Source organism: Enterobacter sp. 2VL (assembly GCF_005503595.1).
GTDB classification, from domain to species: domain Bacteria; phylum Pseudomonadota; class Gammaproteobacteria; order Enterobacterales; family Enterobacteriaceae; genus Enterobacter; species Enterobacter cancerogenus.
On the sequence record NZ_SCNE01000017.1, the window covers coordinates 1 to 25,910 of the forward strand.

Sequence of the window (25,910 nt, forward strand, 5' to 3'; positions counted from 1 at the left end):
GGTGATCGACCTGAAGAAAAAGTCGATCACCATGGGTAAAGGATGTTAAAAAGTGTTCACCATGTCCCCGAACACCTGTCTGCTATGTCCCCGGACTGTACAGTGGGAGAGGGGGTTGTTACTTCTTCATCTGCGACAGTATCGTCCGACACTGGTTCGCATCCCCTTCTGATGGCGAGATCAACGCCAGCAGCGCCGCGGCAGGCGTCACCAGCGTGGCGAGCGCTGCGGCAACCGCACCACGAGCAATCAGCGGCCCGGCTTTCACCCCCGCCTGCGGGTTTTTAAAGGTGCCGCGCACGTACAGCGGTGAACGCAGGGTGATGATACGGAACCCTTTACTCTCTGGATTGATGGTCAAATCCAGCTGCTCAGAGGCCATGCTGGCCGTACCGGTCACGTTAATCACCGCATTCTCGGTGTCGAAGGCAAAGATCTGCGGACGCGCCACACCGTTCACCAGGTCCAGATTCGCCGCCGCGCAGTTCACACGCACCTCATCGTCGCCAAAAATTTGCCCGATGATGAAGTTACCGACGTTCAGCCCGAGGATCTCCATCAGGTTGCGGCTGACCAGCCCGTCGTTCATCAGCAGTTTCAGGTTACCGTTACTGCTGCCCAGCAGCGCGGCAACGGAGTTCCCCACGCCGCGGATATCGGCGTCACCGTTCATCTCACCCAGGGTTTTCTGCATCAGCTCGACGTTTGGCATCAGCTCTTTCAGCTTCAGCCGACGCGCCTGAATATCCGCCCGCCCCTGCATCGGCTTTTTATCGCCTTCAAGATGGATGTTCGACGAGATGGTCCCGCCCGCCAGGCCGAACTTCAGCGGCTGCAGGCGCAGATCGGCATTTTTGAGGATGATGTGGGTGGAGAGATTGCTTATCGGCAGGGTGCTGCCGTGCTCGATTTTCTTGCCCTTGAAGCGCACATCCGCGTCCATCACATCCCACTTATCGGTTTCGAAGCGGTCGTACGGCAGCACTTTGCCCGCAGGCTGAAGATCTTTCTTCACCTCTTTAGACTTCGTGCCTTTGCCGGAGTCGACGCCAATCAGCGGCCCCAGATCGGCCAGACGCAGCTGGCGGGATTCCATATCGCCCTCAAGTTTCGGGCGCGGTTTGCCGGTGGTGTAGGTGAGAGAACCGTGAATATCGCTGTCACCGATGCGGCCATTGAAGTCGCGGTAATCGAAGACCGACGCTTTCTCGGTGTCGATTTTCGCCACCAGATGCCCGTCGGTTTCAAACGGTGGGGTATCCGGCAGCAGCACGCCGGTGAGGTCATACAGTTCGCCCAGGGAATCGCCAGCGAACTTCAGCTGTAGGTCGACGCCGCCCATCTTCATGGGGTCGTTAACCGTTCCGACGAACGCCACGCGCGTATTCCCGGAGCGGAAGTCTGCCTGTACCGGGAACGGTGTGCCTTCACTGCGCAACGCCAGCATCCCGCCGATTTTCCCTTTACCCGTCAGCGGCTGGCCGTTGTAGCGCCCTTTCGCGGTCAGGCCGAAGACGTAATCGCCCGCCTTCGCCTTGTCCCCTTTCGCTTTACTGCCCGTCACTTCGCTAAACGGCAGCGGTTTGCCCAGCGGATCGACCAGGATCTCCACGGCCGCTTTGCTGACCTTATCGTCGATGGCGATCCGCCCGCGATCGAAGAGAATATTATCAAGGCGGAAAGACCACGCCGACGGCTGAGCATTGGGATCTTTCTCCTCGCTGCTGGCGAGGTTGAACGTCCAGTTATTGTTTTTTTCAGAGAGACGGATCAGGCGCGCATCAGGCTGCTGAAGCTTGATCCACGGCAGATACACCGTTTTGGTCAGGAGCGCTAGCGGCGCCAGGGTGGCTTCTACGCGGGGCAGATGAACCATGGTGACCTCCGGAATATCCGGTGGGTTACCCAGGATAATGTCATCCGCATGAACGTGCGGCCAGGGAACCCAGCTTCGCCAGCCGGTTTCCTCTTTCTGGCGTTCCCACACCACGCCCAGATCGCCGCGTATTGCGAAGGGGCGATTCAGCTCGGTTGAGACTTTCTGGTTGATGGTCGGTTTGAGGCGGTTCCAGTCGAACGTGGCGATAATGATGATTGCGACCACGATCAACAACAAGAAAATCCCTGCTGTCCAGGCGATAACCCTGGTTGTTTTTGTCATTTTAGTCCCCTTTCCTGAATGACCTTGCCTCTAAAACTATAGAACAGACAAAGGGAAAGGGTCGGATCAGAGGTGGGTAATCACGTTTTCCAGGGTATCCATCGGGACCGGGCGAGAGAGGAAATAGCCTTGCGCTGCGGCAGCCGGGGAATTTTGCACGTCGCGCCACTCTTCCAGCGTCTCAACACCTTCGACAATTACGCCCTGGCAGTAGCGGTTCATCAGTTGCAGGAGAAGCGTAAACAGGTTTCGCCCTTCCGGCGTCTGGCGCAGCATGATAAAGAGGTCACGCGCGACTTTGATGTAGTCATAACGCACTTCGCTCAGCGCAGAAAAGTTTGCCATGCCGGTGCCGAAATCATCCAGCCACAGCGGGCCAAATTCACACATTGAGGCAAACGAGGAGTCCTGCGGCAGACGGACGTGCTCCACCAGCTCGAAGCGCATCCACGGCAGGCGGGCAATCAGCTCCTGCAGCGTCTTATTCTGGCGCAGCGCCATCAGGGTGGGGCCATCCACGTTCACCGATGCCAGGATGCCGTGGCGCTCGAAGAAAGCCTGCTTCGTTGCCAGCATTTCCAGTTGCTCTTCCAGCACGTCGATGCGCTGGCGCACGGCCACCTCCGCAAAATAGCGGTCCGGCGCGATACGTTGCGACGGATTTGAGGGGTGCGTGACCACCGTCAAAATCTCAATCGCCATCAGGCGTCCATCGGTGCGATAGATGGGCTGATAGGTGTATGTTCGCTCACATTGCAGCCAGTAGCGATGCTCCTGCAAGTTCTCGATACTTGCCTCAGGCGTAGTGCTCAGCCGCTGGATAACCTGCTCTGACTTCATTTCAGATGTCCTGTTGTATGGGATGGCTTTTCTGGACTCGTCACTGAGTTATCGGCGCGGCCATTGAGAACTTTATGTTCAGCGCACCGGGAAGATGAAATTAAGATGACAGAAATTTCAAGGAACACGCGCTGGCTCATGAAAATTAATGGAACGACGTTTTAATATAGTTGACCACATAATCCACTCAGCGCACACTGCTGGTAAATACTCTGTTCAGGTTCACGACTATGTCCAAAAAAATTGCCGTGATTGGCGAATGCATGATTGAGCTGTCACAAAAAGGAGCGGATGTTAGCCGCGGTTTTGGTGGCGATACCTTAAACACTGCCGTCTATATTGCCCGTCAGGCTGCTGCAGACGCGCTCAGCGTTAACTACGTTACCGCCCTGGGCACGGACAGCTTCAGCCAGCAAATGCTGGACGCCTGGCAGAGTGAAAATGTTGATACTGCGCTCATCCAGCGCATGGAAAACCGCCTGCCGGGGCTGTACTACATCGAAACCGACAGCACCGGCGAGCGCACGTTCTATTACTGGCGCAACGAAGCGGCGGCGAAATTCTGGCTGGAGAGCGATGCCGCAGCCGCCATCTGCGAAGAGCTGGCCACCTTTGATTATCTCTACCTGAGCGGCATCAGCCTGGCCATCCTCAGCCCCACCAGCCGGGAAAAGCTGTTTTCCCTGCTGCACGAATGCCGTGCCAACGGCGGAAAAGTGATTTTCGATAACAACTATCGCCCTCGCCTGTGGGCCAGCCGCGAAGAGACACAGCAGGTCTACCAGCAGATGCTGGCATGCACCGATATCGCCTTCCTGACGCTGGATGATGAAGATGCCCTGTGGGGCGAAAAACCGGTCGACGAGGTGATTGCCCGTACGCATGCCGCAGGCGTGAACGAAGTGGTGATTAAACGTGGCGCGGACGCGTGCCTGGTCTCGGTGGCGGGTGACGCCGTGGTTGAGGTGCCAGCAGTGAAATTAGATAAAGAGAAAGTGATCGACACCACCGCCGCGGGAGATTCATTTAGCGCGGGGTATCTGGCGGTACGTCTGACGGGCGGTACGCCGGAAGCGGCTGCCCGGCGCGGACACCTGACGGCAAGCACGGTGATTCAGTATCGTGGCGCCATCATTCCACGCGAGGCGATGCCTGCATAACAACGGTGCGGGCGAACGCCCGCACCCTTTCCTTCTGCTGCGTTACTGCCCTTGCGGGATGTCGGTAGCATCCTGATGGAGATCGTCCGCTGGCACAGGCTGTGCGGTCGGGGCCACAGGGGCCATAATGCCATTCCAGGTCGCCTGCAACTCCTTCATGTCATACTCCGGCTCGCCTTTCGGCTGCATCAGAATTAACGCCATATCCTGCGATAGCTGCTGGCGCAGATCCTGGTTCAACATATCGACGGTAAGCCCGCTGAGGAAGTCCTGACGCAGCTTCTGGTACTGCTCCGGCGCGATATCCACCACCTGGTTTTGCAGCGAGCGAATACGCTGGCTGATCAGGATGTCGGTATCCGCGCGGGCGTAGGTGGCAAACAGCTTCTGCAACTCAAGGGATTTCTGCGCGACCAGGGCGTTGAACTCCTCTTCCGGCAGCCCATCTTTGCGCACTTTCTCCAGTTCCTTCGCCACCACGCCCAGATTGGCGTTCAGCTTGTCACCCGGAGATTCGACGTTGATGGCGCACTGCGCGCGCTGGAACAGCACGCGGCAATCAAAGCCCAGGCCGATGTTCTTCACGTTGTTTTTGCTGAGCGTCTGCTGAACATGCCAGAACAGCGCCTCACGGGCCAGATCGGCACGCCAGTAGCGCAGCAGCGCGGCGGATTCGCGGATAGGCTGCCAGGCGGTATCCCACATGATTGACAGGCGGTCCTGACGCACGGTATCCGTCATAATGCTGACCGGCGCGGCCCGCAGCGGCGAGAGCGTAGGCACCGGCGCAGGGGTTTCGCGTTTGCCTTTCAGATCGCCAAAGGCCTTGTTGATCTGCTCCACTACCGCGCGGCTGTCAACGTTGCCGACCACAATGAGGGTCATCGCGTCCGGGGTATACCACTGCTGGTAGAAGGATTTAACCTGCTCAATATCAACTGGCTGCTTGAGCGGCTCGGCCGGGTCATGGCCCAGCAGCGTTGAGCCTTTCAGGCGATAGCGCCACCAGCCCTCTTTGGTATCCGCAGGCCAGGTGGCGACCATGTCGCTGTTGCTCAGCGCGTAGTTAATGGTCTCAGGCGTGATTGCCAGCTTGCCGGTAGCGTCCGCAAGCCAGGTAAGCGATTCTTTCAGCAGATCGTTACGGTTATTAGGCAGGCTCAGGTTAAACATGGTGTAGTCATAAGAGACCACGGCCGGTGGAAGCGGGCGTTTGGGATCAATGGCTTGCTGCCACATTGAACGCACCTGAACCGCTTGTAAACTGCCGCTCTGGGTGAGCGCCAGTCGGGGAATAAAATGGCTGAAACCGGTCTGCTGGGTGCTTTCTGTGAGGGAGCCGGTGTTCACCGACAGACGGATTTCAACGCGATCGCTGGGGCGTTGTGGCGTGGCGAGCACCTGCCACTGAAACCCATTCGCTAACGTTCCTTGTTGCCAGGCCGGGTCTGGCTGGAGCGCATCTGCCTGCACATAACTGGCTGCTGCCATCATCAGCAAACCGCCGGTTAAGAGTCGAATTTTTGTGCCCTGCATGTGAACCCCTGATCAACATTCCTGGTTAAAACGAGCATCTCGTGACGTGAGCACTCTTTAAAGATGACGATGAAAACACGAGGATTAGACCGCGTGTTCTTCGAAACGTCACGGTTCGAAGTGAAATATACCCAAAAAAAATTTTGTCGAATTATGACAGGTATGTAGGGGGTATTATGCGCAGACGCCCGCATTCCGACAAGGGAATGCGGGCAATTGCTAAGATATCAGGAGGATAAACCTGGGGTTTTGTCTTCGGCAGGGCGATTATTTAACGTATCGTCGAGCTTTTTGTGATCCAGCTCTTTCACCCACTTAGCCACCACGACGGTCGCGACACCGTTGCCCACCAGGTTGGTTAAGGCGCGGGCTTCAGACATAAAGCGGTCGATACCGAGGATCAGCGCCAGACCCGCCACCGGCAAGTGACCCACCGCAGAGATGGTTGCCGCCAGCACGATAAACCCGCTGCCCGTCACGCCTGCCGCCCCTTTTGAAGACAGCAGGAGCACCACCAGCAGGGTGATCTGATGGAAGATATCCATGTGGCTGTTGGTTGCCTGGGCGATAAACACCGCGGCCATCGTCAGGTAAATGGACGTGCCATCCAGGTTGAAGGAGTAACCCGTCGGGATCACCAGCCCCACCACCGACTTCCGGCAGCCCAGTTTTTCCATCTTATCCAGCATGCGCGGCAGCGCCGATTCGGACGAGGAGGTGCCCAGCACAATCAGCAGCTCTTCGCGGATGTAGCGGATAAACTTGAAGATATTAAAACCTGCTGCGCGCGCGATTGACCCCAGCACCACCACCACGAACAGAATACAGGTGATGTAGAAGCAGATAATCAGCTGGCCAAGCTGCACCAGCGTGCCGACACCGTATTTACCGATGGTAAAGGCCATGGCACCAAAGGCCCCGATGGGTGCCAGACGCATGATCATGTTGATGATGCCAAAGATGACCTGCGAGAAGCTTTCAATCACGTTGAAGATGATTTGGCCTTTGCTGCCCAGGCGATGCAGGGCAAAGCCAAACAGCACGGCAAACAGCAGAACCTGAAGGATATTGCCGCTGGCGAACGCGCCGATGACGCTGCTCGGGATCACGTCCAGCAGGAAGGCGACCACGCCCTGATCTTTCGCCTGCTCGGCGTAAATCGCCACCGCTTTGGCATCCAGCGTGGCCGGGTCAACGTTCATGCCTGCGCCGGGCTGCACCACATTCACAATAATCAGACCAATGATCAGAGCAATGGTACTGACCACTTCGAAATAGAGTAACGCCACGGCGCCAGTGCGGCCAACCGCCTTCATGCTCTCCATGCCAGCGATGCCGGTCACCACCGTACAGAATATGACCGGGGCGATGATCATTTTGATGAGCTTAACGAACGCGTCGCCAAGCGGTTTCATTTGTGCGCCGAGTTCAGGGTAGTAGTGACCAAGCAGAATACCGACTGCGATGGCCGTCAGGACCTGAAAGTAAAGGCTCTTGAAGATCGAGGTTTTCATAGGGTGTCCTTGGGAAGAAAAACCACAGGCTTTGTAAGGTTATGGTTAACCTGCGGCTTTAAAATAACACCCACATAACAGGACAGAAATAAACAGGTTCAAATTTGAAACACAAATGTTAAGAAATTTGAGCTGGCTCGCACAAGCCAGCAACAAATTACAGGTTTGCGGGGCGGTCAGCGTCAGAAAGATAGCGTTCTTCGAAGGCGTCGGATGGCACGGCGCGGCCAAACAGGAAGCCTTGTCCTCCCTCTACGCCCGCGTCTGCCAGCCAGCGACGCTGGGCCTCGGTCTCGATGCCCTCGGCAATCACATGCAGATTGAGGCTGCGCGCCATCTGAATGATGGCCTGCACCATGCTGCTGTCGTTTGGCAGCCCGTCGACAAAGGTTTTGTCGATCTTCAGGACGTCTACCGGCAGCGTTTTCATGTGCTGAAGCTGGCGCAGCCCGGCGTAGCCCATGCCAAAATCGTCCAGCGCAATGCGGACACCGGCATTACGCAACGGCTTGAGGATAGCGACCGCTTCGTTAGGATCGTCAATGCGGCGGCTCTCGGTCACTTCAAGAATCAGGGTGTCAGGCTGGAGCCGGTAGCGGTGGATCAGCTCCAGCACCTCCGAGACCATGGTCGGGTGCATCAGCTGTAACGCCGAGACATTCACCGACAGCGGCAAGGTAATGCCCCGCTCCTGCCACGCCGCCAGCTGGCGACACGACTCTTCCAGTACCCAGTAACCGACCGTGACCATCAGCCCGCAGGACTCGATACGCTCGATCAGCCCCTCCGGCAGCTCCCATGCGCCGTCCGGCTGCTGGACGCGTAACAGCGCTTCGGCGCTTTTCACCTCGCCCGTGAGTAAATTCACCTGCGGCTGTAGCCAGACGGCAAACTGGCGGTTATCCAGCGCCGTCAGAATGTCGCTCTCTTCCGTCAGGCGCTGCTGGGCTTTTTCCATCTGTTCCGGGTCGAAGAACTGGATCTGGTTTTTGCCTTTACGGCGGGCGGTGAAGGCCGCCGACACGGCGCGACGGTAAAGCTGTTCCGCCGTCAGGTCGCCATAGAACATCGCAATCCCGATGCTCGCGCTTGGGCGCAGCTGAATGCCCTGAATCGGCAGCCGCTCATTAATAACAGTGAGTACTTGCTGACCTAACGTAACGGCGTGCCACGGCTCTTTCACGCCGTGGGCGATGATGACCAGGTCATAGCCGCTTACCTGCGTCAGCACCATGCGCGGCGAGAGCACCGATTTTACCTTCTCCACCAGCGTCAGCAGCAGCATTTCACGCTGGCTCTCTTTGAGCACGCCCGCGGTGTCCTGCAACGTTTCACAGGCCACGACCATTAGCGCAGTCGTCTGCTGGCGCGCCACCGTCTGCTCTAACATCGCCATCAGGAAGGCTTTGTTCGGCAGATCAGAGACCGGGAAGCGGGTAGCACTGCTGTTCAGCTCGGCCTGGTGGCGCATCACGCGCTGCTGGTTGATGTTGTAGCTGCGCACCAGCATGCCAATCTCGTCGTCATGGTGAAGACGCGGCAGCTCAAGCTGGTGCCCGACCTGGTCCTGTGGGGATAAATCGTTAAGCTCGCGGGCAATGCGGCGTAGCGGGTGCACAATCAGCCGGTTGATGCACCAGGTCAGCGCTACACTCAGCATCAGCGTCAAAAGTAAGTAAGTAGTTACTAACGTAGCGACCCAGCTCATGACGAACTTATACATGCGGTAGGAGTCCGCCTGCAGTACCAGATAGGCTAACGGCTGGGGGTTGGCCGGGCGTTCGAGAGAGTAAATCGGCAGCGAGATTTGGACCGGCAGCTCAAACATGCGCATCACCATCATCGGGACGGGTCGTTCAGGGATAAAGCTCATCCGCAGCGCCTGGAACTGGTTCGGCAAGACCACATCCGCCCGGCTGACGATACCGGCAGGCTGAATGCGTTTTAAAATGGTTTCCGCTTCGGGGATATCCCCTTTCAGAATCGACGAGGAGAGCGGGCCGCGTACCGAGCGGGCGATGCTTTCTAATTGCGAAGCCGTGTTATAGCGATTCTGCTGTACGGAATGAAACAGCAAAATGACGCAAAAAAGGAAGACAAACAGCAATGTGACGGCAGAAACCATCGCCATCTGTTTGATCGTTAGTGAACGGCTGACACGCAAAATGACTCTCCACAAAACTCGAAGCGCAGGGCGCACCAGGGAGTGAACCCGGTGCGCCTGAGTATACCCGATTGCTATGCTTTTAAGAGAGACTTACAAATGGATTAAGTAAAATCCGATTACCAGTCCGCATACGGCGTGAGCGGCTGAGGCGGTAAGTCCATATCGCCCTGCCAGCCTGCGGCAGAATAGCGCACGTAAAGCAGTGCATGACTCGGGGTATAGTCTTTCGCTTCCTGAATATCCACGCCCATGCCGACGAACCAGTTGGACGTGACGCGGCGCTCAATAATGGCGCGAGCGGTATAACCCGTGCCGGAGGAGCTGCTCCCGGTTTCCATCTCGCCCCGGTCAGTATAGCGGCCCGGCTCATTGGTGGGGATTAACCCCTGCTGCGGATAACGCATCACATCATCCGTTTTCGAATGCGACCAGGAGACAGAGCCGCCCAGCTCCCAGGACCAGTTCTCGGTGCGCTTACGCCAGGTCACCGGCAGCGCGAACGAGACATACTCCTTCGGGCTATAGTAACCGCCCTGTCCCAGCGTATAGGCACTCAGATCTTTATCGTAATGCCATACCATGTTAGAGACGCCAACCGTCAGGCGCTCATTGTTTTCATTGATTAATTTGTAGTAATAGCCGGTCATCCAGCGCACGCGCCAGTTATCTTCAACGTTTTTGCCGGTCAGGCTGTCGACGTTCAGGCTCGACCAGACGCCGTTCGCCTCGCCTTTGTCATAGCTAATGCTAACGCCGCCACCGGTTGAGCGAACGCCGCCCCAGGTGGTGCCGGTGTTGGTATCTTTCTGCCCGGCAAAGGCCAGCATCGAGCTGGAGATCGGGCGACGATGGGCATTCAGGGTGTAGCCAATCGGCCCCAGATCGCTGCTGTAGCTCAGGCCGCCGACCACGTCTACCACGTCGAAGCCCATCGGGGTGGTGCCGATGTCCCACGCCCAGGTTTTATTCTGCCAGCCCACGGCCACGCTGGCCCCGTTTGCCGACTGGTTGGTATTGCCGCTGCACGGCGTTTCGGCACAGGTACCCCATTTTGGATCGTAGGTGCCGTTAGTGGTGGCAAATGAACCGGCGTCCATGTTGACCAGATCGCTTCGGAAGAACATCCGACCGTCTGACAACGGCGCATCAACCTGCAACATGGAGGTATGCGCTTTCAGATCGGAATAGCCTCCCGTGCCGCTGGAGCCCCAGTAGTCGTGCTGCAGTGTCACGTTAAGATCCTGCTGACGGTATAAATCACCGGCATCGCTGCGCACGCCGCGCTTCAGCCAGTCATCTTTTTCGTCGTTACGCGTGAGGCGGGTAAAGCTGTCGTTGTCCGCCGGACGCGTGGTGGTTACGCCGGATGAGACCATCGCATCTTTATAGGTCTCCAGCGCCTGCTGAGGCTGGCCGTTCTGCGCCTGAAAACGCGCGGCATCACGTAACACCAGCGCGTTCTCCATTGACGGCGGCTGAGACGTCGCCTGCGGGATCAATTTGCTGAAGGTCTGGTCTGCCGCCGCAGTGTCACCCAGCCCTGCCTGCGCCATAGCGACCCGACGCTGCACGTTAAGCGAGCGCGGCTGGCCGTTTTCTGTGGCAGGCAGTTTTGCCAGTTCGGCGCGCGCTGCCTGCCGATCGCCTTCGGCAATATACACTTCGGTCAACCCCAGAAGTGCGTCCTCGTTTTGCGGCTCGCGTTGTAAAACGGTGCCGTAGGCGGTTTTTGCTGTAGCGTTGTCGCCGCGCTGCTGCGCCCAGTCTGCCAGCGTAAGATCGATACGCGTGGAGGTCGGCTGCTGGCGAAGCAGGGTCTCGGCCTCCTGCTCTTTTCCGCTGTCGCGCAGGCGGTTTGCCGTTTCCAGCACCTGATCGCTTTGCAGGCGATCCGCCAGCTCCTGAATGTTTCCGTTCCATTTATCACGCGGCAGCGTGTCGAGATGGGCCAGCGCGGCGCGATCCTGATTGTTACCGGAGAGGTACAGGCCGTAGGCGTACACCTGCTCCGGGTCGCCCGGTTTCTGGCTGGCGAGCTGGCGCATCAGGTTATCCGCCTGGCCGTGCTGCCCGGCGCTGTAGAGATCGCGTGAGAGACGATAGGTGATCCACACGTCGCCCGGCGAGAGCGCCAGACGACGGCGCTGAATGTCCGCAGCCTGCGCGAATTTCCCTTCGTTTTCCAGCTGCTCCGCCTGGGCGGACAAACGGTCATTGGTCAGCCCGCGCTCGATATCATCAATACTGCGACGCTGGCTGGCAGAGAGAGACTGAATAAATTCCGCCGCCTTTTCCGGGGACTGCGCGCGGTAGAGCCTGGCAAGACCGCGCACCGCGTTGCTGTTCCCGCTGTCCATGCGCAACGCCTGGCGATAGTAACGCTCAGCCGCTGCGTTATCGTTACGCGCCGTGGCGGCATCGCCCAGGCCCAGCACCGCATAGCTGTCGGTATTGTCGATGTTACGCGCCTGCTGGTAAAAGCGCTCCGCCTGCGCGGTATCGTTAGCTTTCAGGGCGGCATCGCCCTGCTGGATCAGCAACCAGTAGCGGTTGACTTTCAGCAGGCTGTCCCATTTGCCCCGGTTATCACTCTGCGGGTCGAGCGCAATCGCTTTTTCGAACTGCGCCACCGCGCGGGTGCGATCGCCTTTCTGGGAATAGGCCTGCCCCAGCGCGCCAATGGCTTCGCTGTCAGTATGATTCGCGCTGACGGCCTTTTGCAGTTCGGCAACAGCTTTGCTGCCCTGTCCGGCATCTACGGCGGCCAGCCCTTCGGCTTTGGCACGGAAGGTCGGATCCGCGAGCTGTTTTTGCTGGGCTTCCAGCTGAGAACGCGCAGCCGTGACGCTATCGCCGTCGCTAAACACGCTCAGGTATTTCTGTAGCTCGCTGACGCTGGCCGCGCTGGTGGGCCGATCTTTGATCTGCTCATACCACATATCCGACGCCTGGCCGCGACCGCTGTTGGATTTCGCCATCTCCTGGAGGACCGCGAAACCTTCGTCGCGGCGTTCAGTCTGGAAAAGCAGCTGCGCCAGCGCGGCCTGAAGCTGGGTATTCCCCGGATTATCGGCATTGATTTTTTTCAGCTGGTTAATGGCCGCATTGCGGCGGGCCGGATCTTTCGCCACCACGTTCCAGTATTCGGAAGCCAGCTCGGCGCCCGGCGGGTTACCGGAAAAGAGTTTGTCATAGGCAGCAATCGCCTCCTGGGTATGGCCGGTCGAGGCCAGCAGGCGGGCCTGCTGGAGTGCCTGACGCCCGTCCGGCGTGGAGAGCAGGATCGCATTGCGGGAAGACTGGTAGGCGCCGGAACCAGGGGCAATGTCCTTCAGGCGGTCCAGCGCTTTTTGCGCAGCGCCGGTATCACCCTGTCGCAGCAGGTAACGCAAGCGGGCGGCAATGACATCCGGATTGTTGGGATCGATAAGCTCGAGGCGATACAGCGACTGGCGGACCAGATCCTCACGTTGCATCGATTCACCCAGGCGCACCTGCTCCAGCAGCAACTGCTGCTGCGGCGAGTTGGCGGCCTGAGCCATCGGCATGAGCGCCAGGCCAAGCGATAAACTGAGTAGATTTACTGTGAACTTGCGCATTCCTGGCCCCAATCCGGTATTAATTCACCCTGTGCGGTGAAGCGAAAACGGTGCTGATCCCACCCTTGTCCGAAGAGGGTCAGTACATAGCTGTAATAGGCGTTGTTATCGGGAAAACGATCGGCCACGCGCTGACGTTGAACCGCTTGCGCATCGCGATTTTGCAAAAAGGGCAGCAGAGCGGCCGAAAACCCGACCGGGCCGTCATTCGTTCGTTTCCCCGTCGCGATGTCGACTTTTTCCGGGGGCAAACCCTGTTTAGCGGTTGTCGCCGCCATCGGCTGGAAGCGCGCCAGCAGCCGGGCTTTCTGCGGGTCTTTATCGTTCATCATGCCTGCCCACAGGTAAACGCGAATCGCATCATAGCTCCCCACAAGGGAGGTGCTCTGTTTTAGCTGCCAGCCTTTGCTTTTCTGGTACTGCACCCAGTCCGGGGAGAAGCCTTTGGGTGCCGTCTCCAGCAGCAGGCGCAGGTTGGTTTCACGTAGTGTCGTCCAGGGGGTGCCAAAACGGGTGAAGTAGCTTGCCAGCTGCGGCGGGAGATAGCTGGGGTTAAAACGCCAGGCGTTCTCTTCGGCAAAGCCGACTTTTCCCGGCAGCAGCATGGAGCCAAGCCCCGGCACTTTCACCACTTCCACACGGGCGATGCGCTCAAGCAGCGCGTTGCCGGTGCGGGTATAGTCAGGATTTTTCCACAACCGCCCCGCCTCCAGCAGCGACCAGGCGATCCAGATATCAGCGTCCGACGCGGAGTTATCGTCGATGACCGCCCAGGTCTCTTTGTTCTTCTGCCCCCACAGCCAGGCGGGCAGGTGCTGCGTTAAATCGCCTTCGGCCAGGTTGTCGCGCGTCCACGCCAGCAGTTGGTCGAACGCTTTACGGTCGTTGGCGACAAGGGCAAAGAATAATCCGTAGCTTTGCCCCTCCGAGGTGGTGATTTTGCGCGCGTCACTGGGATCAATGACGCGCCCGCCTTCGCTCATGTAGTCCTGTTTGAACTGCTCCCAGGCGGGCCAGGTGCAGGCGGCGCGGAGATCCGTCACCGCCAGCATCATCGCGGCGAATACGTACCAGCGTAAGGCTTTCATCACAACTTACTCACGATCCGGGTTCAGGCGACGACGGCTGATGATACGCAGCAGACGCCACAGCACCCACGCCAGCAGCACGACGCTGACGGCGGCCAGAATGGCCAGCAGCACCGGATGGTTCGACAGCGCATACCACAGACGCTCAAACCACGGCAGATGCCCGACATAGTAAATATCCCCAACGCGCAGGCTGTTGACGCCGGATTCACGAATGACGGCCACCGAGCCAAACATCGCAGCACGTTTACCACTGTCGTTCATGGCGTTGTTGAGCAGTTCATACCCGCGCGGGCTGTCCGCCAGCAGCGCAATCACGCTACGCTGGTCGTGATACGGCGACTGGAAGCCCACAATTGCCGCCATCGGGCCTTGCGACGTAATGGCGGTCTGCGCCCCAGCCTGACGGCCATTGTCATCCGGCATAATGCTCGGGAAGTCGGTCTGGCGCAGCGGGGTGTTCACCCAGGACTGGGTGGCCTGCACCAGCAGGTCGACGCGTTTGTCATCCTTCAGCTTGTCCGGGATGGTGCCGATCACCATGATGTCAGCATCTTTGTTCTGCAGTTGGCTGCCATCGTCGGTCAGGGTGACGTTTATCGCCGGTAAGCCGGTCTGTGCGCCCACGGACGCCATGGTGTCCAGCAGCGTGGAGACCTGCGCTTCGTTTGGCGTTTTTGGCACAACGACAATGGATTCAGAGAGATCGGCCATACGGCTGAACGGGAAGCTGGCGTTGGCGAAGGCCCGCAGGTCCGGCATGGCGAGGAAGTGATAGAACGTCGAGAAGTCGATGGTTGACTCGTCGCCAATCACCACATGATTCTCCACCGGCTGGAAGGAAATGCAGTTCTCCACCGAGCCGCCAGGCATCGGGTTCACGTACTGGAAGTCAAAGCGCAGCTGGTTGATCGCGCCCAGCTTCAGAGCCGGGATCGAGACGTCGGTTTTGCCATCCAACAGCCCCTGCAGCACCGGCAGGCGCAGCATTAGCTGGTTGGTCTCCTGGTTGCTGGCCAGGCTGAAGGACTGCAGGAACTGGTTGTTCAGGCTGATGTCCATGCGCGAGCTGTCTTTGGTCGCGGGCGCGGTGTAGCGGTATTTCAGATTGATATCAATACCGTTGGTGCGCAGCAGATAGAGATCCGGCGGCAGGTTCAGCGACAGATTGACCGGCGACGGCTCCAGCCCGGAGGACTGCAGCTGCTCTTCATAGGTTTTCAGCTCGCCGAAGGTGATGGCGCGATCGGTACGCACCCAATTCGGCGCATCGTATGGCTTACGCGCCAGCAGCGGCTTCACCTCATCCACCACTACGCTGCTGCCACGAAACAGGATGTTCCCCTGGGCAATCCCTTTGGCTGCCTGCACCAGGTCTTTGTCATCACGACCAAACACCACCAGCAGCTTCACGTAAGGGTTATCCGGGTGGTTCATCATCTCAACCGTCGGGGCTTTTACGTCCGGGTGGTCACGCAGGAAGGCCGGGCGTTTAGCGTTAGTGGCAAACACGATGGCGTTTTTGTCCGGCATTTTATCGTACATGACCGGGAAGCTCTGACCGCGCCAGCCGGAGCGGGAACCAAACCACGAGGCCACAATAGTCGCCGCCAGCTGTTCCGTCACGTCAGGGGAACCGGCAAAGACCATCGGCAGCGTTAGCTGACGGTTGTCGCGCGGATCGAAGAACGGGACCGGGAAAGCAGAAAGATCGTTTTTCAGCGCCAGTGACTGGTAGGTCATCTGCAGCGATGAGTTCCGCCCCACGTCCATCCACAGGGTACTGCTGGAGGGGTTTTCACAGACGTCGCGGTAGTGGCCGACAAACTCCAGACGCACGCGGTTGAAATCGGTGATGAACAGCGGGTTGATCGGCACCTGAGCCTGGGTTTTCTTACCCAACTGCTCTTTGGTGACCGGCAGAACGTCCATCAGCTCGTCATTCAGATAAACTTTCAGCTGTGACTGTACCGGCAGCAGCGAGGGCGACGGCGTGTACTCAAGGTTCAGCACCGCCTGAGAGACCACTTCATCGCTGCGCATGCCGAACTCAACGCCACCCTTAGGGTTGGTGCCACGAAGCACCATGCTGCCCGGAGGCGGCGCAATTTGCGCAAAGGTCAGCTTCACGTCACGTGACGGAACGTTATCCGCCACGACGGGCGCGTTGGCTCCCGGTACGCCCGGCATCACCTGCCCGACCACCGGTGTTGCAGCCTGCGCCCCGTTCTGGTTTACCGGCAGGGTGTTCCCCTCGGTCGGTTGATTCGGGACAACGTTTTCCGTTTGCCCTGGCGCCGCGGTCACGACGGGGTCGGTCGCCTGCGCGACGACGGGAACCGTGGGAGCCGGCGTCGCCGCAGCATTATCCGGCGCGGCGTTAGCCACTGTTGCGGGAAGCGCACTCATCCCCATTGCCACTGCACATAACCAGGAAAGTTTAGTTTTCATCGCGTTATCATCATTGTTGAGCCATAACCGGGTCCACCTGCTTCGCTTCATTTCGCTCGGGTCGACGCGGAATGAACGACACGACCCAGGAAATCAGCGAAGTAAGTGACCGGAAAATTAATTTCACCGACGACGGGGCAAATTCTGCAAGGTGACGATAGCCACGGAACCCCAGCTTCAGAATATCCAGCAGGCTTTCCAGAGGTTTATCTTCCGGGAAGCTGTCCTGCCAGAGCGCCCACGTATCCGCGCGAGCAAACGTACACTGCACAAAATCGATGTGTTGCTTCTTGGTCAGCGGCATCAGCTGCAGACCGACTTCATTTCCTGACACACGGGCCACCTGCGTCGGGAAGACATACTCTTGCTGGCCGCGTTTGAGCAGCAGGTTGACCTTCTGCCCCTCCAGCACTTTCGCCTGCCCGTTGATCTTGATCCCGAGTCCCCCGTCAGAGAAGTCATGCACGGTACAGGAGAAGAGGTGACCATCTTCACGGGCAATGGCTGCCGGCATGCTGATCTCGACGCGGTGCGCGCGACGGACCTGCTTGCTCTCGACCGAAACGGCCACCGCGCCGCCAAGGATAATCAGGTTGTAGAACACCCATGCCACGCTGACGAACACCGTCAGGATTTCGTTTTCCGGGCCGTAGTAGTAACGCCAGATACCGGCAATCACGCCTACGATGTTGAGCAGCACAAGGAAGATATACGGACGGGAGATCACCCAGTCGACGTACTCCTCTTCCACCAGCCCGCCTTTGGCGGTGACGTTAAACTTGCCTTTGTGCGGGTTAATCAGCGCCACCATGGTGGGCGGCGCGATATACCAGGCCAGCACCGTTTCGTAGATTTCACTCCAGAACGAGTGGCGGTATTTGCCCTGAATCTTCGAGTTGGTCAGGCTGGCGTGGATCATATGCGGCAGCACAAAGAGCGCGATCATCAGCGCAGGCGCGTAGATGATATAGGCGTGCAAGAGCAGGAACGCCAGCGGCGCGGTCAGGAAGATGAGCCGCGGAATGCCGGATAAAAAGTGGAACATGGCGTTGACGTAGCACAGGCGCTGCGCCAGCTTCAGCCCTTTCCCCGTTAGCGGGTTATCAAGGCGGAAAATCTGCACCATGCCGCGCGCCCAGCGGATACGCTGGCCGATATGCGCAGAAAGCGACTCCGTTGCCAGACCGGCCGCCTGCGGAATACGCATATAGGCCGAGGTATAGCCGCGACGGTGCAGGCGCAGCGAGGTGTGAGCATCTTCGGTGACCGTCTCAACGGCAATGCCGCCAATTTCATCCAGCGGCTTACGGCGGATAACCGCGCACGAGCCGCAGAAGAAGGTGGCGTCCCACATATCGTTCCCGTCCTGTACCAGGCCGTAGAACAGGGTGCCTTCGTTCGGGGTTTTACGGAAGCGCCCGAGGTTGCGTTCAAACGGATCCGGCGAGAAGAAGTGGTGCGGCGTCTGCATCATCGCCAGCTCTTTCTCTTTCAGGAACCAGCCCATGGTCATCTGCAGGAACGAGCGCGTCGGGACGTGGTCGCAGTCAAAGATGGAGACAAACTCCCCTTTGGCATACTTCAGCGCGTTGTTGATGTTCCCGGCTTTGGCGTGTTCGTGCGTAGTACGGGCGATGTATTCCACCCCCACCTCTTCCGCAAACTGACGAAACTCCGCCCGGCCGCCGTCATCAAGGATCCAGATTTTGAGCTTGTCCTTCGGCCAGTCGATACCCAGCGCGGCGTAGATAGTATTTTTTACCACGCTCAGGTCTTCGTTATAGGTCGGCACGAAGAGATCGACCGATGGCCACTGGGTCGTGTCTTTCGGCAGCGGTACCGGCTGACGATTCAGCGGCCAGACCACCTGGAAATACCCCAGCACCAGCACAATCCACGCATAGGTTTCAGCAAACAGCAGCACCAGGCCGCACACCAGGCTTACCGGGTCATCCCAGTTAAGCGTTGAGGTGTAGCGCCACCAGATGTAGCGGCAGGAGACGGTCAGCGACAGCACGATCAGCATCAGGGCCGAGAACCGCCCCGGAATACGCCGGACCAGCAGCGCCACGCCCCAGAGCAGGATCAGGAAGGTGAACTGCGCCAACGGGTTAAAGGGCTGCGTAATACAGACCAGTGCCAGAATCAGCGAGAAGACGACAATTAAGCCGAGGATAAAACGACGCAAGCCCGGATGCAGATGCCCGAGCTCTTTATGATCGTCCAGATGGCTGGTCCTGTCGCCCACGCGCTCGGGCAGCCTGTCCAGCCAGCGGTGATAGCGCTCGCGGAAATTCTGCACCCGGCTAAAGCTGCGCCAGTGCGGCGTTTTCTTATCTGATACGGGTGCAGTTGCCACCAGCCAGAGCGCCTGAATGGCGTAACGCGCCGGGTCCAGGGGGCGCGGCCTGTCAGGATTAATGTGCGGATAAAGCTCCCCGTGCCGCGCGCGAATGCGCTGCCAGCGGGGGTGTTCCAGCGGAATGAACAGCCAGGCCAGGATCGTCCAGAAACAGCCAAGCGCAGCGCTTAGCGACGACGCGCCGTGGTGACGATAATGACGATAGCGCTCGCTCAACCGCGCGCTGACCGGCGGTATGAGTAGCCAGGTGGACACGCGGATCATGCAGGACTCCCGGCAGATTCCCCGCGCCCGGCGTAGTGCAGCAAGCACCAGTTCGCCAGCGTCAGGATCTCTTCCGCCGCCAGTGAATCGCTCCGGTATTCGCCAAGCGGCTGTTTGGAAGCAAGGCACTCCGCCATGGCTTCATCACGATGGATGACCATCGGCAAAAGGCGTCGCTGGCTTTGCAGCCAAATCTGGTACAGATCGTCCTGGATCTGGCTGCTGAGGCGCAGATCGTTGATCAGAATATGGGCATTCGCCGGCAGAGCCTGCTGATGCAGGCGGATATGGCAATTCGCATCAACGTTAACAATGGAGAGCACGTGATCGCACTGGGTAATAAGTTGGCGCGTCAGCGGATCGCTACCGTGCGGCAGATCGAGCACTATCCAGCGGTAATGGCTCTGCTCTTTCAAACGCTGCAAAGCGTTGCTGAACTGCGCAAGCAGGGGCTGATGTGCATTTTCGTTCTCGCGTTCTGCAACGGTCAGTTGTCCGTAGGGGAGCAGATCCAGCAGGGAGGTGTAACGCAGGCCCGCGTCCTGCCACTCTTTACCGTCGAGAAATGCTCGCGCCCAGCCGTCTTGATGGCGGAAGTCGACGTTGAACGACATGCGCAGCAAATTGTCGGGGCAGGCATCAATGACCAACACCGATTCACCCAGTAGTTGCAATGACCACGCCAGCGCCGCGGTGACGGATGTTGTACCCACACCGCCACGGACGCCCTGTAATCCGAGTATGGCCATCAATGGCTCCCTTATTGTTGTTGGGCAAACTCAGCCAGCAACGGCCAGCGTTTAATCGCCGCTGCCAGTTGTTCCCGCTGGGAAATATCGGTGTAATCAATTTCAGGCAAAGAAAAAGCCTGCGAGAGCGCCAGAAAATCATTTTGGAATGTGTAACCCAGGCTACTGTCGACCGGCGTTCCGGGTTCATTATTATGCATTTTTATTCCATCACGTTGATTAAAGTCGCGGGATCAGATGAAGCGAAGCCTCCTGCCTGCGAATTTTCATTTACATGCTAAATCTGATGTTCTTTAATTTCAATGTTAGGTTTATTTCTACGCTTTCGCTAGTAAACTGAGATACAGATAAATTCGATGATAGAGGGACACCGTGGACTCCATATTTTCTATTGGCATCCAGTCATTATGGGACGAATTGAGCCACATGCCAGTCGGTGGAGTCTGGTGGATTAATACGGAGCGCAATGAAGACGCCATAAGCCTGGTAAACCAGACCGTAGCCGCGCAGGGCGGGGATTCCCGCGTTGCCGTTATCACCATGGGCGACGATCCTAAACAGGTTATCAGGCTCGATGAAAATAATGGCCCACAGACGGTAAGGCTATTTACGATGTCATCCGAAACCGAAAGCCTGAACTTCCTGCCCCGTGATATTCAGTGCACCATTGATCCGGATCACTATTTACTGATACTTAAATGCGCAAATAACGTGCTGCAAAATATATCCCCACAAAAAATTGTGCAGTGGATAGAAAAAATCAACAAATGGGCGAAAAATCGAAACTGTTCAGTATTGGTCATTAACCCCGGCAGTAATAATGACAAGCTTTTTTCATTTTTAATGGCGCAATATCGTTCCCTTTTCGGTCTCGCAAGTATCCGTGACCAGACCGACAGTTATCTTTACGATATTGCGTTCTGGTGCAATGAAAAAGGGGTGAGCGCCCGCCAACAACTTACCCTGAAACAGATCGACGGTCAGTGGCATCTCTCCCGACAAGAAACGGCGGTGGTGCAGCCGCGCAGCGATGAAAAACGCATTCTCAGCCATGTTGCGGTATTAGAAGGTGCGCCTGCGCTCTCGGAAAACTGGTCCCTCTACGATACAAATGAAGCGGTCTTTAATGAAGCCCGCACGACGCAGGCAGCGACCATTGTTTTTTCATTAATGCAGAATAACCAGATTGAAACGCTGGCGAGACACATACACACGTTGCGTCGTCAGCGCGGAAGCGCACTGAAAATCGTCGTGCGTGAGAACAATACCAGCCTGCGCGCCACCGATGAGCGGCTGCTTCTGGGCTGCGGTGCCAATATGGTCGTGCCCTGGAATGCGCCGCTCTCACGCTGCCTGACGCTTATCGAAAGCATTCAGGGCCAGCAGTTTAACCGCCACGTTCCGGAAGATATCAGCACCCTGCTTTCGATGACCCAGCCGATGAAACTGCGTGGCTATCAAAAGTGGGATACCTTCTGCGATGCGGTCAGCAATATGATGAGCAACACGCTGCTTCCGGCAGATGGCAAAGGCGTGATGGTCGCGCTGCGCCCGGTGCCGGGTATTCGTGTTGAACAGGCGCTGACCCTGTGCCGGCCCAACCGCACGGGGGACATCATGACGATTGGGGATAACCGCCTGGTGCTGTTTTTATCCTTCTGTCGGGTGAACGATCTCGATACGGCCCTTAACCACATCTTCCCGCTACCAACCGGGGATATTTTTTCTAACCGCATGATTTGGTTCGAAGATAATCTTATCAACGCAGAACTGGTGCAGATGCGTACCCTGAAACCGGAACAATGGTCAAAACCGCTACCGATGACGAAGAGTGTCAAACCGATCCTCAATGCGCAGCATGACGGACATACCTGGCGTCGGGTTCCCGAACCTCTGCGTCTGTTGTCTGAGCAGCCGGAGGGATCAAAATGAGCATCAGCGATATCCTTCAGCTGGTCATACTCTGTGCGCTGATATTTTTCCCGCTTGGCTACTATGCGCGTCATTCGCTGCGTCGGATGCGCGATACGGCCAGAATACTGTTTATAAAACCTCGCTACGTTAAACCCGCCGGAACACTGACACGAGCTCCGAACGTCAAGGCAACCCGAAAACATGACTAATTCTACCTATACCACGTCGGCGCCATCGCCGCTCTGGCAATACTGGCGCGGCCTTTCCGGCTGGAACTTCTACTTTCTGGTGAAATTTGGTCTGCTGTGGGCAGGCTATCTTAATTTCCACCCTCTGCTGAACCTGGTGTTTATGGCATTCCTGCTGATGCCCATTCCCAACGTCAGGCTGCACCGTATACGCCACTGGATCGCTATTCCGATAGGGTTTGGTCTGTTCTGGCATGACACCTGGCTGCCTGGCCCGGAAAGCATTATGAGTCAGGGCTCGCAGGTTGCGGGCTTTAGTTCCGACTATATTCTCGATCTGACCGAGCGTTTCATTAACTGGGAGATGATTGGGGCAGTGTTCGTGCTGCTGGTCGCCTGGCTGTTCCTGTCACAATGGATCCGCGTCACGGTGTTTGTGGTCGCGATTATGGTCTGGCTTAACGTGCTGACGCTGACAGGCCCGAGCTTCTCCCTGTGGCCAGCCGGTCAGCCAACCACCACGGTCACCACCACTGGTGGCTCTGCGGCGGCTACCGTGGCGACAGCGGGCGACACGCCGGTGGTAGGTGATATCCCTGCGCAAACGGCACCGCCGACCTCGGCGAACCTGAATAACTGGCTTTCAAGTTTCTATACGGCTGAAGACAAGCGTCAGACCAAATTCCCGGACGCGCTGCCTGCCGATGCTCAGCCGTTTGAACTGCTGGTGATCAACATCTGTTCCCTGTCCTGGGCCGACGTCGATGCCGCCGGGTTGATGTCGCACCCGCTGTGGTCGCACTTTGACATCCAGTTTAAAGATTTTAACTCTGCCACGTCGTACAGCGGCCCGGCAGCCATTCGTCTGCTGCGTGCGAGTTGCGGTCAGCCATCGCACAAAAACCTTTACCAGCCAGCGGGCAACCAGTGTTACCTGTTTGATAACCTGGCTAAGCTGGGCTTCACGCAGCACCTGATGCTCGGCCATAACGGTCAGTTTGGTAACTTCCTGAAAGAGGTGCGTGAGCAAGGGGGAATGCAGGCCCCGCTGATGGATCAAACCGGCCTGCCGGTGCAACTGCTGGGCTTTGACGGTTCGCCGGTATACGACGACGCCGCCGTGCTGCAGCGCTGGCTTCAGACCATCGACAAAGACACGAACCCACGCAGCGCCACGTTCTATAACACCCTGCCGCTGCATGACGGGAACCACTTCCCGGGCGTGAGCAAAACGGCGGATTATAAAGTGCGTGCGCAGAAGCTCTTTGACGAGCTGGACGCGTTCTTAACCGAGCTGGAAAAATCAGGCCGTAAGGTGATGGTGGTTGTGGTGCCAGAACACGGCGGTGCGCTGAAGGGCGACAGAATGCAGGTGTCCGGCCTGCGCGATATCCCAAGCCCGTCCATCACCAATGTGCCTGCCGGGATTAAGTTCATCGGCATGAAGGCACCGCACCAGGGCGCACCGGTTGAGATCACGCAGCCAAGCAGCTACCTGGCGATCTCAGAAATCGTTGCCCGCGCGGTCGACGGCAAGCTGTTTGTGGAAGATAGCGTGAACTGGGATCAGCTTACCAGCAATCTGCCGCAGACGGCTGAGGTATCGGAGAACGCCAATGCGGTGGTGATCCAGTACCAGAAAAAACCGTATGTTCGTCTCAACGGCGGGGACTGGGTTCCTTATCCGCAATAACGACGTACAACTAAAAAGGGAGCCAACCGGCTCCCTTTTTTTATTCTGCGCTTCGCAGCGAGATTTCACCGCCCACCCAGGGCTTGATCGCGCCGTCTTGTTCAAGGAGCAGCGCGCCCTGTGCATTGATACCCCGGGAAATTCCGACGATCTCGCGTTCGCCAATCAGCAGTTTGACCGGACGGTTGATAAAGTTATCCAGCTTTTCCCAACGCGACAGGAACGGCGTTAAACCTTCCTGCTCAAAGAGCGTCAGGGAACTGCGCAGCTCTTTTATCATGCGTACGGCGAGAGTATTACGATCGATGGTGATCCCCGCTTCCTGCAGGTTGGTCCAGGCCTGATTCACCACATCACTCTGCACGTTACGCATGACCATATTCAGGCCAGCGCCAATCACAATCTGCGCGGCATCGCCGGTTTTACCGGTTAATTCAACCAGGATACCCGCCAGTTTACGATCGTCGAGATAGAGATCGTTCGGCCATTTGACCCGCACTTTATCGGCACCCAGATCGTGAAGCACTTCGGCCATCACAATCCCAATCACCAGGCTCAGGCCGACAGCGGCGGCAGGCCCTTGCTCAAGACGCCAGTACATCGACAGGTAGAGGTTGGCACCAAAAGGAGAGAACCATTTGCGCCCACGGCGGCCCCGCCCGGCCTGCTGATATTCCGCCACGCAGGCATCACCCGAGTCGAGATCGCCCAGGCGATCCAGCAGGTATTGGTTGGTGGAATCGATTACCGGCAGGACGGCGACCTTTCCCTGACCAATCTGGCTACGGATCGCCTCTTCATTCAGGAGCTGGATAGGCTCCGGCAGGCTGTAGCCTTTGCCGGGCACGGTGAACACATCGACCCCCCAGTCGCGGAGCGTCTGGATATGTTTATTAATACCGGCGCGGCTCATGCCCAACTGCTCGCCCAGCTGCTCGCCAGAGTGAAACTCTCCGTCAGCCAGAATGCCGATCAGGGTTAAGGGAACAGTATTATCCTTCACGCAATTGTCTCCACGGCGCTGACTTCACCCATGCGACCAATAAAGCGCACTTCGGGCTCGAGCCAGACGTTGAATTTCTCGCCCACACGCTGGCGAACATGATGAGCAAGCTTGACCACGTCTTCACTGGTCGCATTGCTTTGATTGATCAGTACCAGCGCCTGCTGACGATGAACGGCAGCACCGCCCACCGACGTGCCTTTTAGTTCACATTGATCGATAAGCCAGCCAGCAGCCAGCTTCACGCTGCCATCCGCCTGTGGATAATGGGGTGCCGTTGGCCAGCCTGCCAGGAAAGCTTTCGCCGTTTCGCCGCTGATAACCGGGTTTTTGAAGAAACTGCCCGCATTACCGTTCACTTTCGGATCAGGCAGTTTTGTCATCCGCATATGGCAGACTGAATCAAAGACTTCCCGGGCGGTGACGGTCGCGGGATCGAGACGGGTTAAATCACCGTAGGTCAGAACGGGCGTCCACGCTTTCGCCAGACGAAGACCTACGGCCACAATCACGTAGCGATCCTGGTATTCATGCTTGAAAATACTGTCCCGATAGCCAAAACGGCACTGCTCTGCGGTCAAACGCAGGGCGTTTCCGGTCGCCAGCTCGAGGCAGTCGACATATTCGCAGACGTGTTTTAGCTCGATACCGTACGCACCAATATTTTGAATCGGTGACGATCCGGCACAACCGGGAATGAGCGCAAGGTTTTCGAGACCCGGCATGCCTTGTTCAAGGGTGTATTGCACCAGATGGTGCCAGTTTTCGCCGGCCCCGACGTGCAGATGCCAGCTGTCGGCGCACTCTTTAACATCAATTCCCATGATGCGGTTGACGATAACCGTTCCCGCAAAATCATCGAGAAACAGGACATTACTTCCTTCGCCCAGAATAAGTACGGGTTCACCGTTTTCTGCTGCGTTTTGCCATGCTTCCAGCAGTTGCTGAGCACTCTCGGCACGTACAATTTGATTAGCATTGCGTTGAATGCCAAAGGTATTCCAGGGCTTAAGGGAGTGGTTCATAGACGCTATCCTGATGCAAAAACGGTGATAGTTTACCGTATATGCAGGAAATTGGGGGATTAGTTTGTGGAGAGGTTTTGGGGTACAAAAACGCAAAAAGGCCATCCTTCCGGATGGCCTCTTCACTTGTTTGATGCCTGGCAGTTCCCTACTCTCACATGGGGAGACCCCACACTACCATCGGCGCTACGGCGTT

Annotated in this window: 17 protein-coding genes; 4 read left to right on the forward strand and 13 right to left on the reverse strand. The window is 57.5% G+C overall.

The genetic code is table 11. The features are described from left to right. Positions 1-118: 118 nt before the first annotated feature. Positions 119-2,161 (reverse strand): AsmA family protein, encoded by a 2,043-nt coding sequence (locus FFS28_RS21390; protein ID WP_137903898.1) that lies wholly within the window; start codon positions 2,159-2,161, stop codon positions 119-121. A gap of 66 nt (positions 2,162-2,227) precedes the next feature. Continuing rightward, positions 2,228-3,001 carry a cyclic-guanylate-specific phosphodiesterase gene (gene pdeH / locus FFS28_RS21395; RefSeq protein ID WP_006178019.1) on the reverse strand — a complete coding sequence of 258 codons (774 nt, stop codon included), beginning with the start codon at positions 2,999-3,001 and terminating at the stop codon, positions 2,228-2,230. 230 nt (positions 3,002-3,231) lie between these two features. Here pdeH and kdgK point away from each other — a divergent pair, with 230 nt between their 5' ends. Continuing rightward, the gene (gene kdgK, locus FFS28_RS21400) at positions 3,232-4,161 is read left to right on the forward strand and encodes a 2-dehydro-3-deoxygluconokinase (RefSeq protein WP_137903899.1); all 930 of its coding nucleotides are present in this window, start codon (positions 3,232-3,234) and stop codon (positions 4,159-4,161) included. Between the two features lie 42 nt (positions 4,162-4,203). On the opposite strand, the gene FFS28_RS21405 is transcribed toward kdgK, so the two are convergent. The 9 genes from FFS28_RS21405 to bcsR form a co-directional block, all read right to left on the reverse strand. Then, positions 4,204-5,697 (reverse strand): M16 family metallopeptidase, encoded by a 1,494-nt coding sequence (locus tag FFS28_RS21405; RefSeq protein WP_137903900.1) that lies wholly within the window; start codon positions 5,695-5,697, stop codon positions 4,204-4,206. Between the two features lie 227 nt (positions 5,698-5,924). Beyond that, on the reverse strand, positions 5,925-7,211 hold the full coding sequence (locus FFS28_RS21410) for a dicarboxylate/amino acid:cation symporter (protein WP_006178023.1): 1,287 nt from the start codon (positions 7,209-7,211) through the stop codon (positions 5,925-5,927). 157 nt (positions 7,212-7,368) lie between these two features. Continuing rightward, positions 7,369-9,375, reverse strand: a complete 2,007-nt coding sequence (gene hmsP / locus FFS28_RS21415; RefSeq protein ID WP_212743984.1) for a biofilm formation regulator HmsP — start codon at positions 9,373-9,375, stop codon at positions 7,369-7,371. A gap of 119 nt (positions 9,376-9,494) precedes the next feature. Further along, a complete protein-coding gene (gene bcsC / locus FFS28_RS21420) occupies positions 9,495-12,977 on the reverse strand; it encodes a cellulose synthase complex outer membrane protein BcsC (protein ID WP_137903901.1) in 3,483 nt (1,160 codons plus the stop codon). Next, the gene (gene bcsZ / locus FFS28_RS21425; protein ID WP_137903910.1) at positions 12,959-14,065 is read right to left on the reverse strand and encodes a cellulose synthase complex periplasmic endoglucanase BcsZ; all 1,107 of its coding nucleotides are present in this window, start codon (positions 14,063-14,065) and stop codon (positions 12,959-12,961) included. The genes bcsC and bcsZ overlap by 19 nt, the downstream gene beginning before the upstream one ends. Positions 14,066-14,071: 6 nt before the next feature. After that, the gene (gene bcsB, locus FFS28_RS21430; protein WP_137903902.1) at positions 14,072-16,516 is read right to left on the reverse strand and encodes a cellulose biosynthesis cyclic di-GMP-binding regulatory protein BcsB; all 2,445 of its coding nucleotides are present in this window, start codon (positions 16,514-16,516) and stop codon (positions 14,072-14,074) included. A 10-nt stretch (positions 16,517-16,526) separates the two neighbouring features. Beyond that, entirely contained in the window at positions 16,527-19,142 is a 2,616-nt protein-coding gene (bcsA, locus tag FFS28_RS21435; RefSeq protein WP_137903903.1) for a UDP-forming cellulose synthase catalytic subunit, read from the reverse strand. Further along, on the reverse strand, positions 19,139-19,891 hold the full coding sequence (gene bcsQ, locus FFS28_RS21440; RefSeq protein ID WP_137903904.1) for a cellulose biosynthesis protein BcsQ: 753 nt from the start codon (positions 19,889-19,891) through the stop codon (positions 19,139-19,141). Before bcsQ ends, bcsA begins: the two co-directional genes overlap by 4 nt. Before the next feature lie 11 nt (positions 19,892-19,902). Continuing rightward, on the reverse strand, positions 19,903-20,091 hold the full coding sequence (bcsR, locus tag FFS28_RS21445) for a cellulose biosynthesis protein BcsR (protein ID WP_006178030.1): 189 nt from the start codon (positions 20,089-20,091) through the stop codon (positions 19,903-19,905). Positions 20,092-20,263: 172 nt separating this feature from the next. On the opposite strand from bcsR, the gene bcsE reads away from it, so the two are divergent. From bcsE to bcsG, 3 genes are read left to right on the forward strand one after another with little or no spacing between them, the layout of a single operon-like run. Then, positions 20,264-21,823 (forward strand): cellulose biosynthesis c-di-GMP-binding protein BcsE, encoded by a 1,560-nt coding sequence (bcsE, locus tag FFS28_RS21450; RefSeq protein ID WP_137903905.1) that lies wholly within the window; start codon positions 20,264-20,266, stop codon positions 21,821-21,823. After that, positions 21,820-22,014: a cellulose biosynthesis protein BcsF gene (bcsF, locus tag FFS28_RS21455; protein ID WP_137903906.1), complete on the forward strand. Its 195-nt coding sequence runs from the start codon at positions 21,820-21,822 to the stop codon at positions 22,012-22,014. The genes bcsE and bcsF overlap by 4 nt, the downstream gene beginning before the upstream one ends. Then, positions 22,007-23,686 (forward strand): cellulose biosynthesis protein BcsG, encoded by a 1,680-nt coding sequence (bcsG, locus tag FFS28_RS21460; RefSeq protein ID WP_137903907.1) that lies wholly within the window; start codon positions 22,007-22,009, stop codon positions 23,684-23,686. Before bcsF ends, bcsG begins: the two co-directional genes overlap by 8 nt. A 40-nt stretch (positions 23,687-23,726) precedes the next feature. On the opposite strand, the gene birA is transcribed toward bcsG, so the two are convergent. Then, entirely contained in the window at positions 23,727-24,689 is a 963-nt protein-coding gene (gene birA, locus FFS28_RS21465) for a bifunctional biotin--[acetyl-CoA-carboxylase] ligase/biotin operon repressor BirA (RefSeq protein ID WP_006178034.1), read from the reverse strand. Beyond that, positions 24,686-25,714, reverse strand: coding sequence for a UDP-N-acetylmuramate dehydrogenase (gene murB / locus FFS28_RS21470; protein WP_137903908.1), 1,029 nt, complete (start codon positions 25,712-25,714; stop codon positions 24,686-24,688). Before murB ends, birA begins: the two co-directional genes overlap by 4 nt. Positions 25,715-25,910 lie beyond the last annotated feature (196 nt).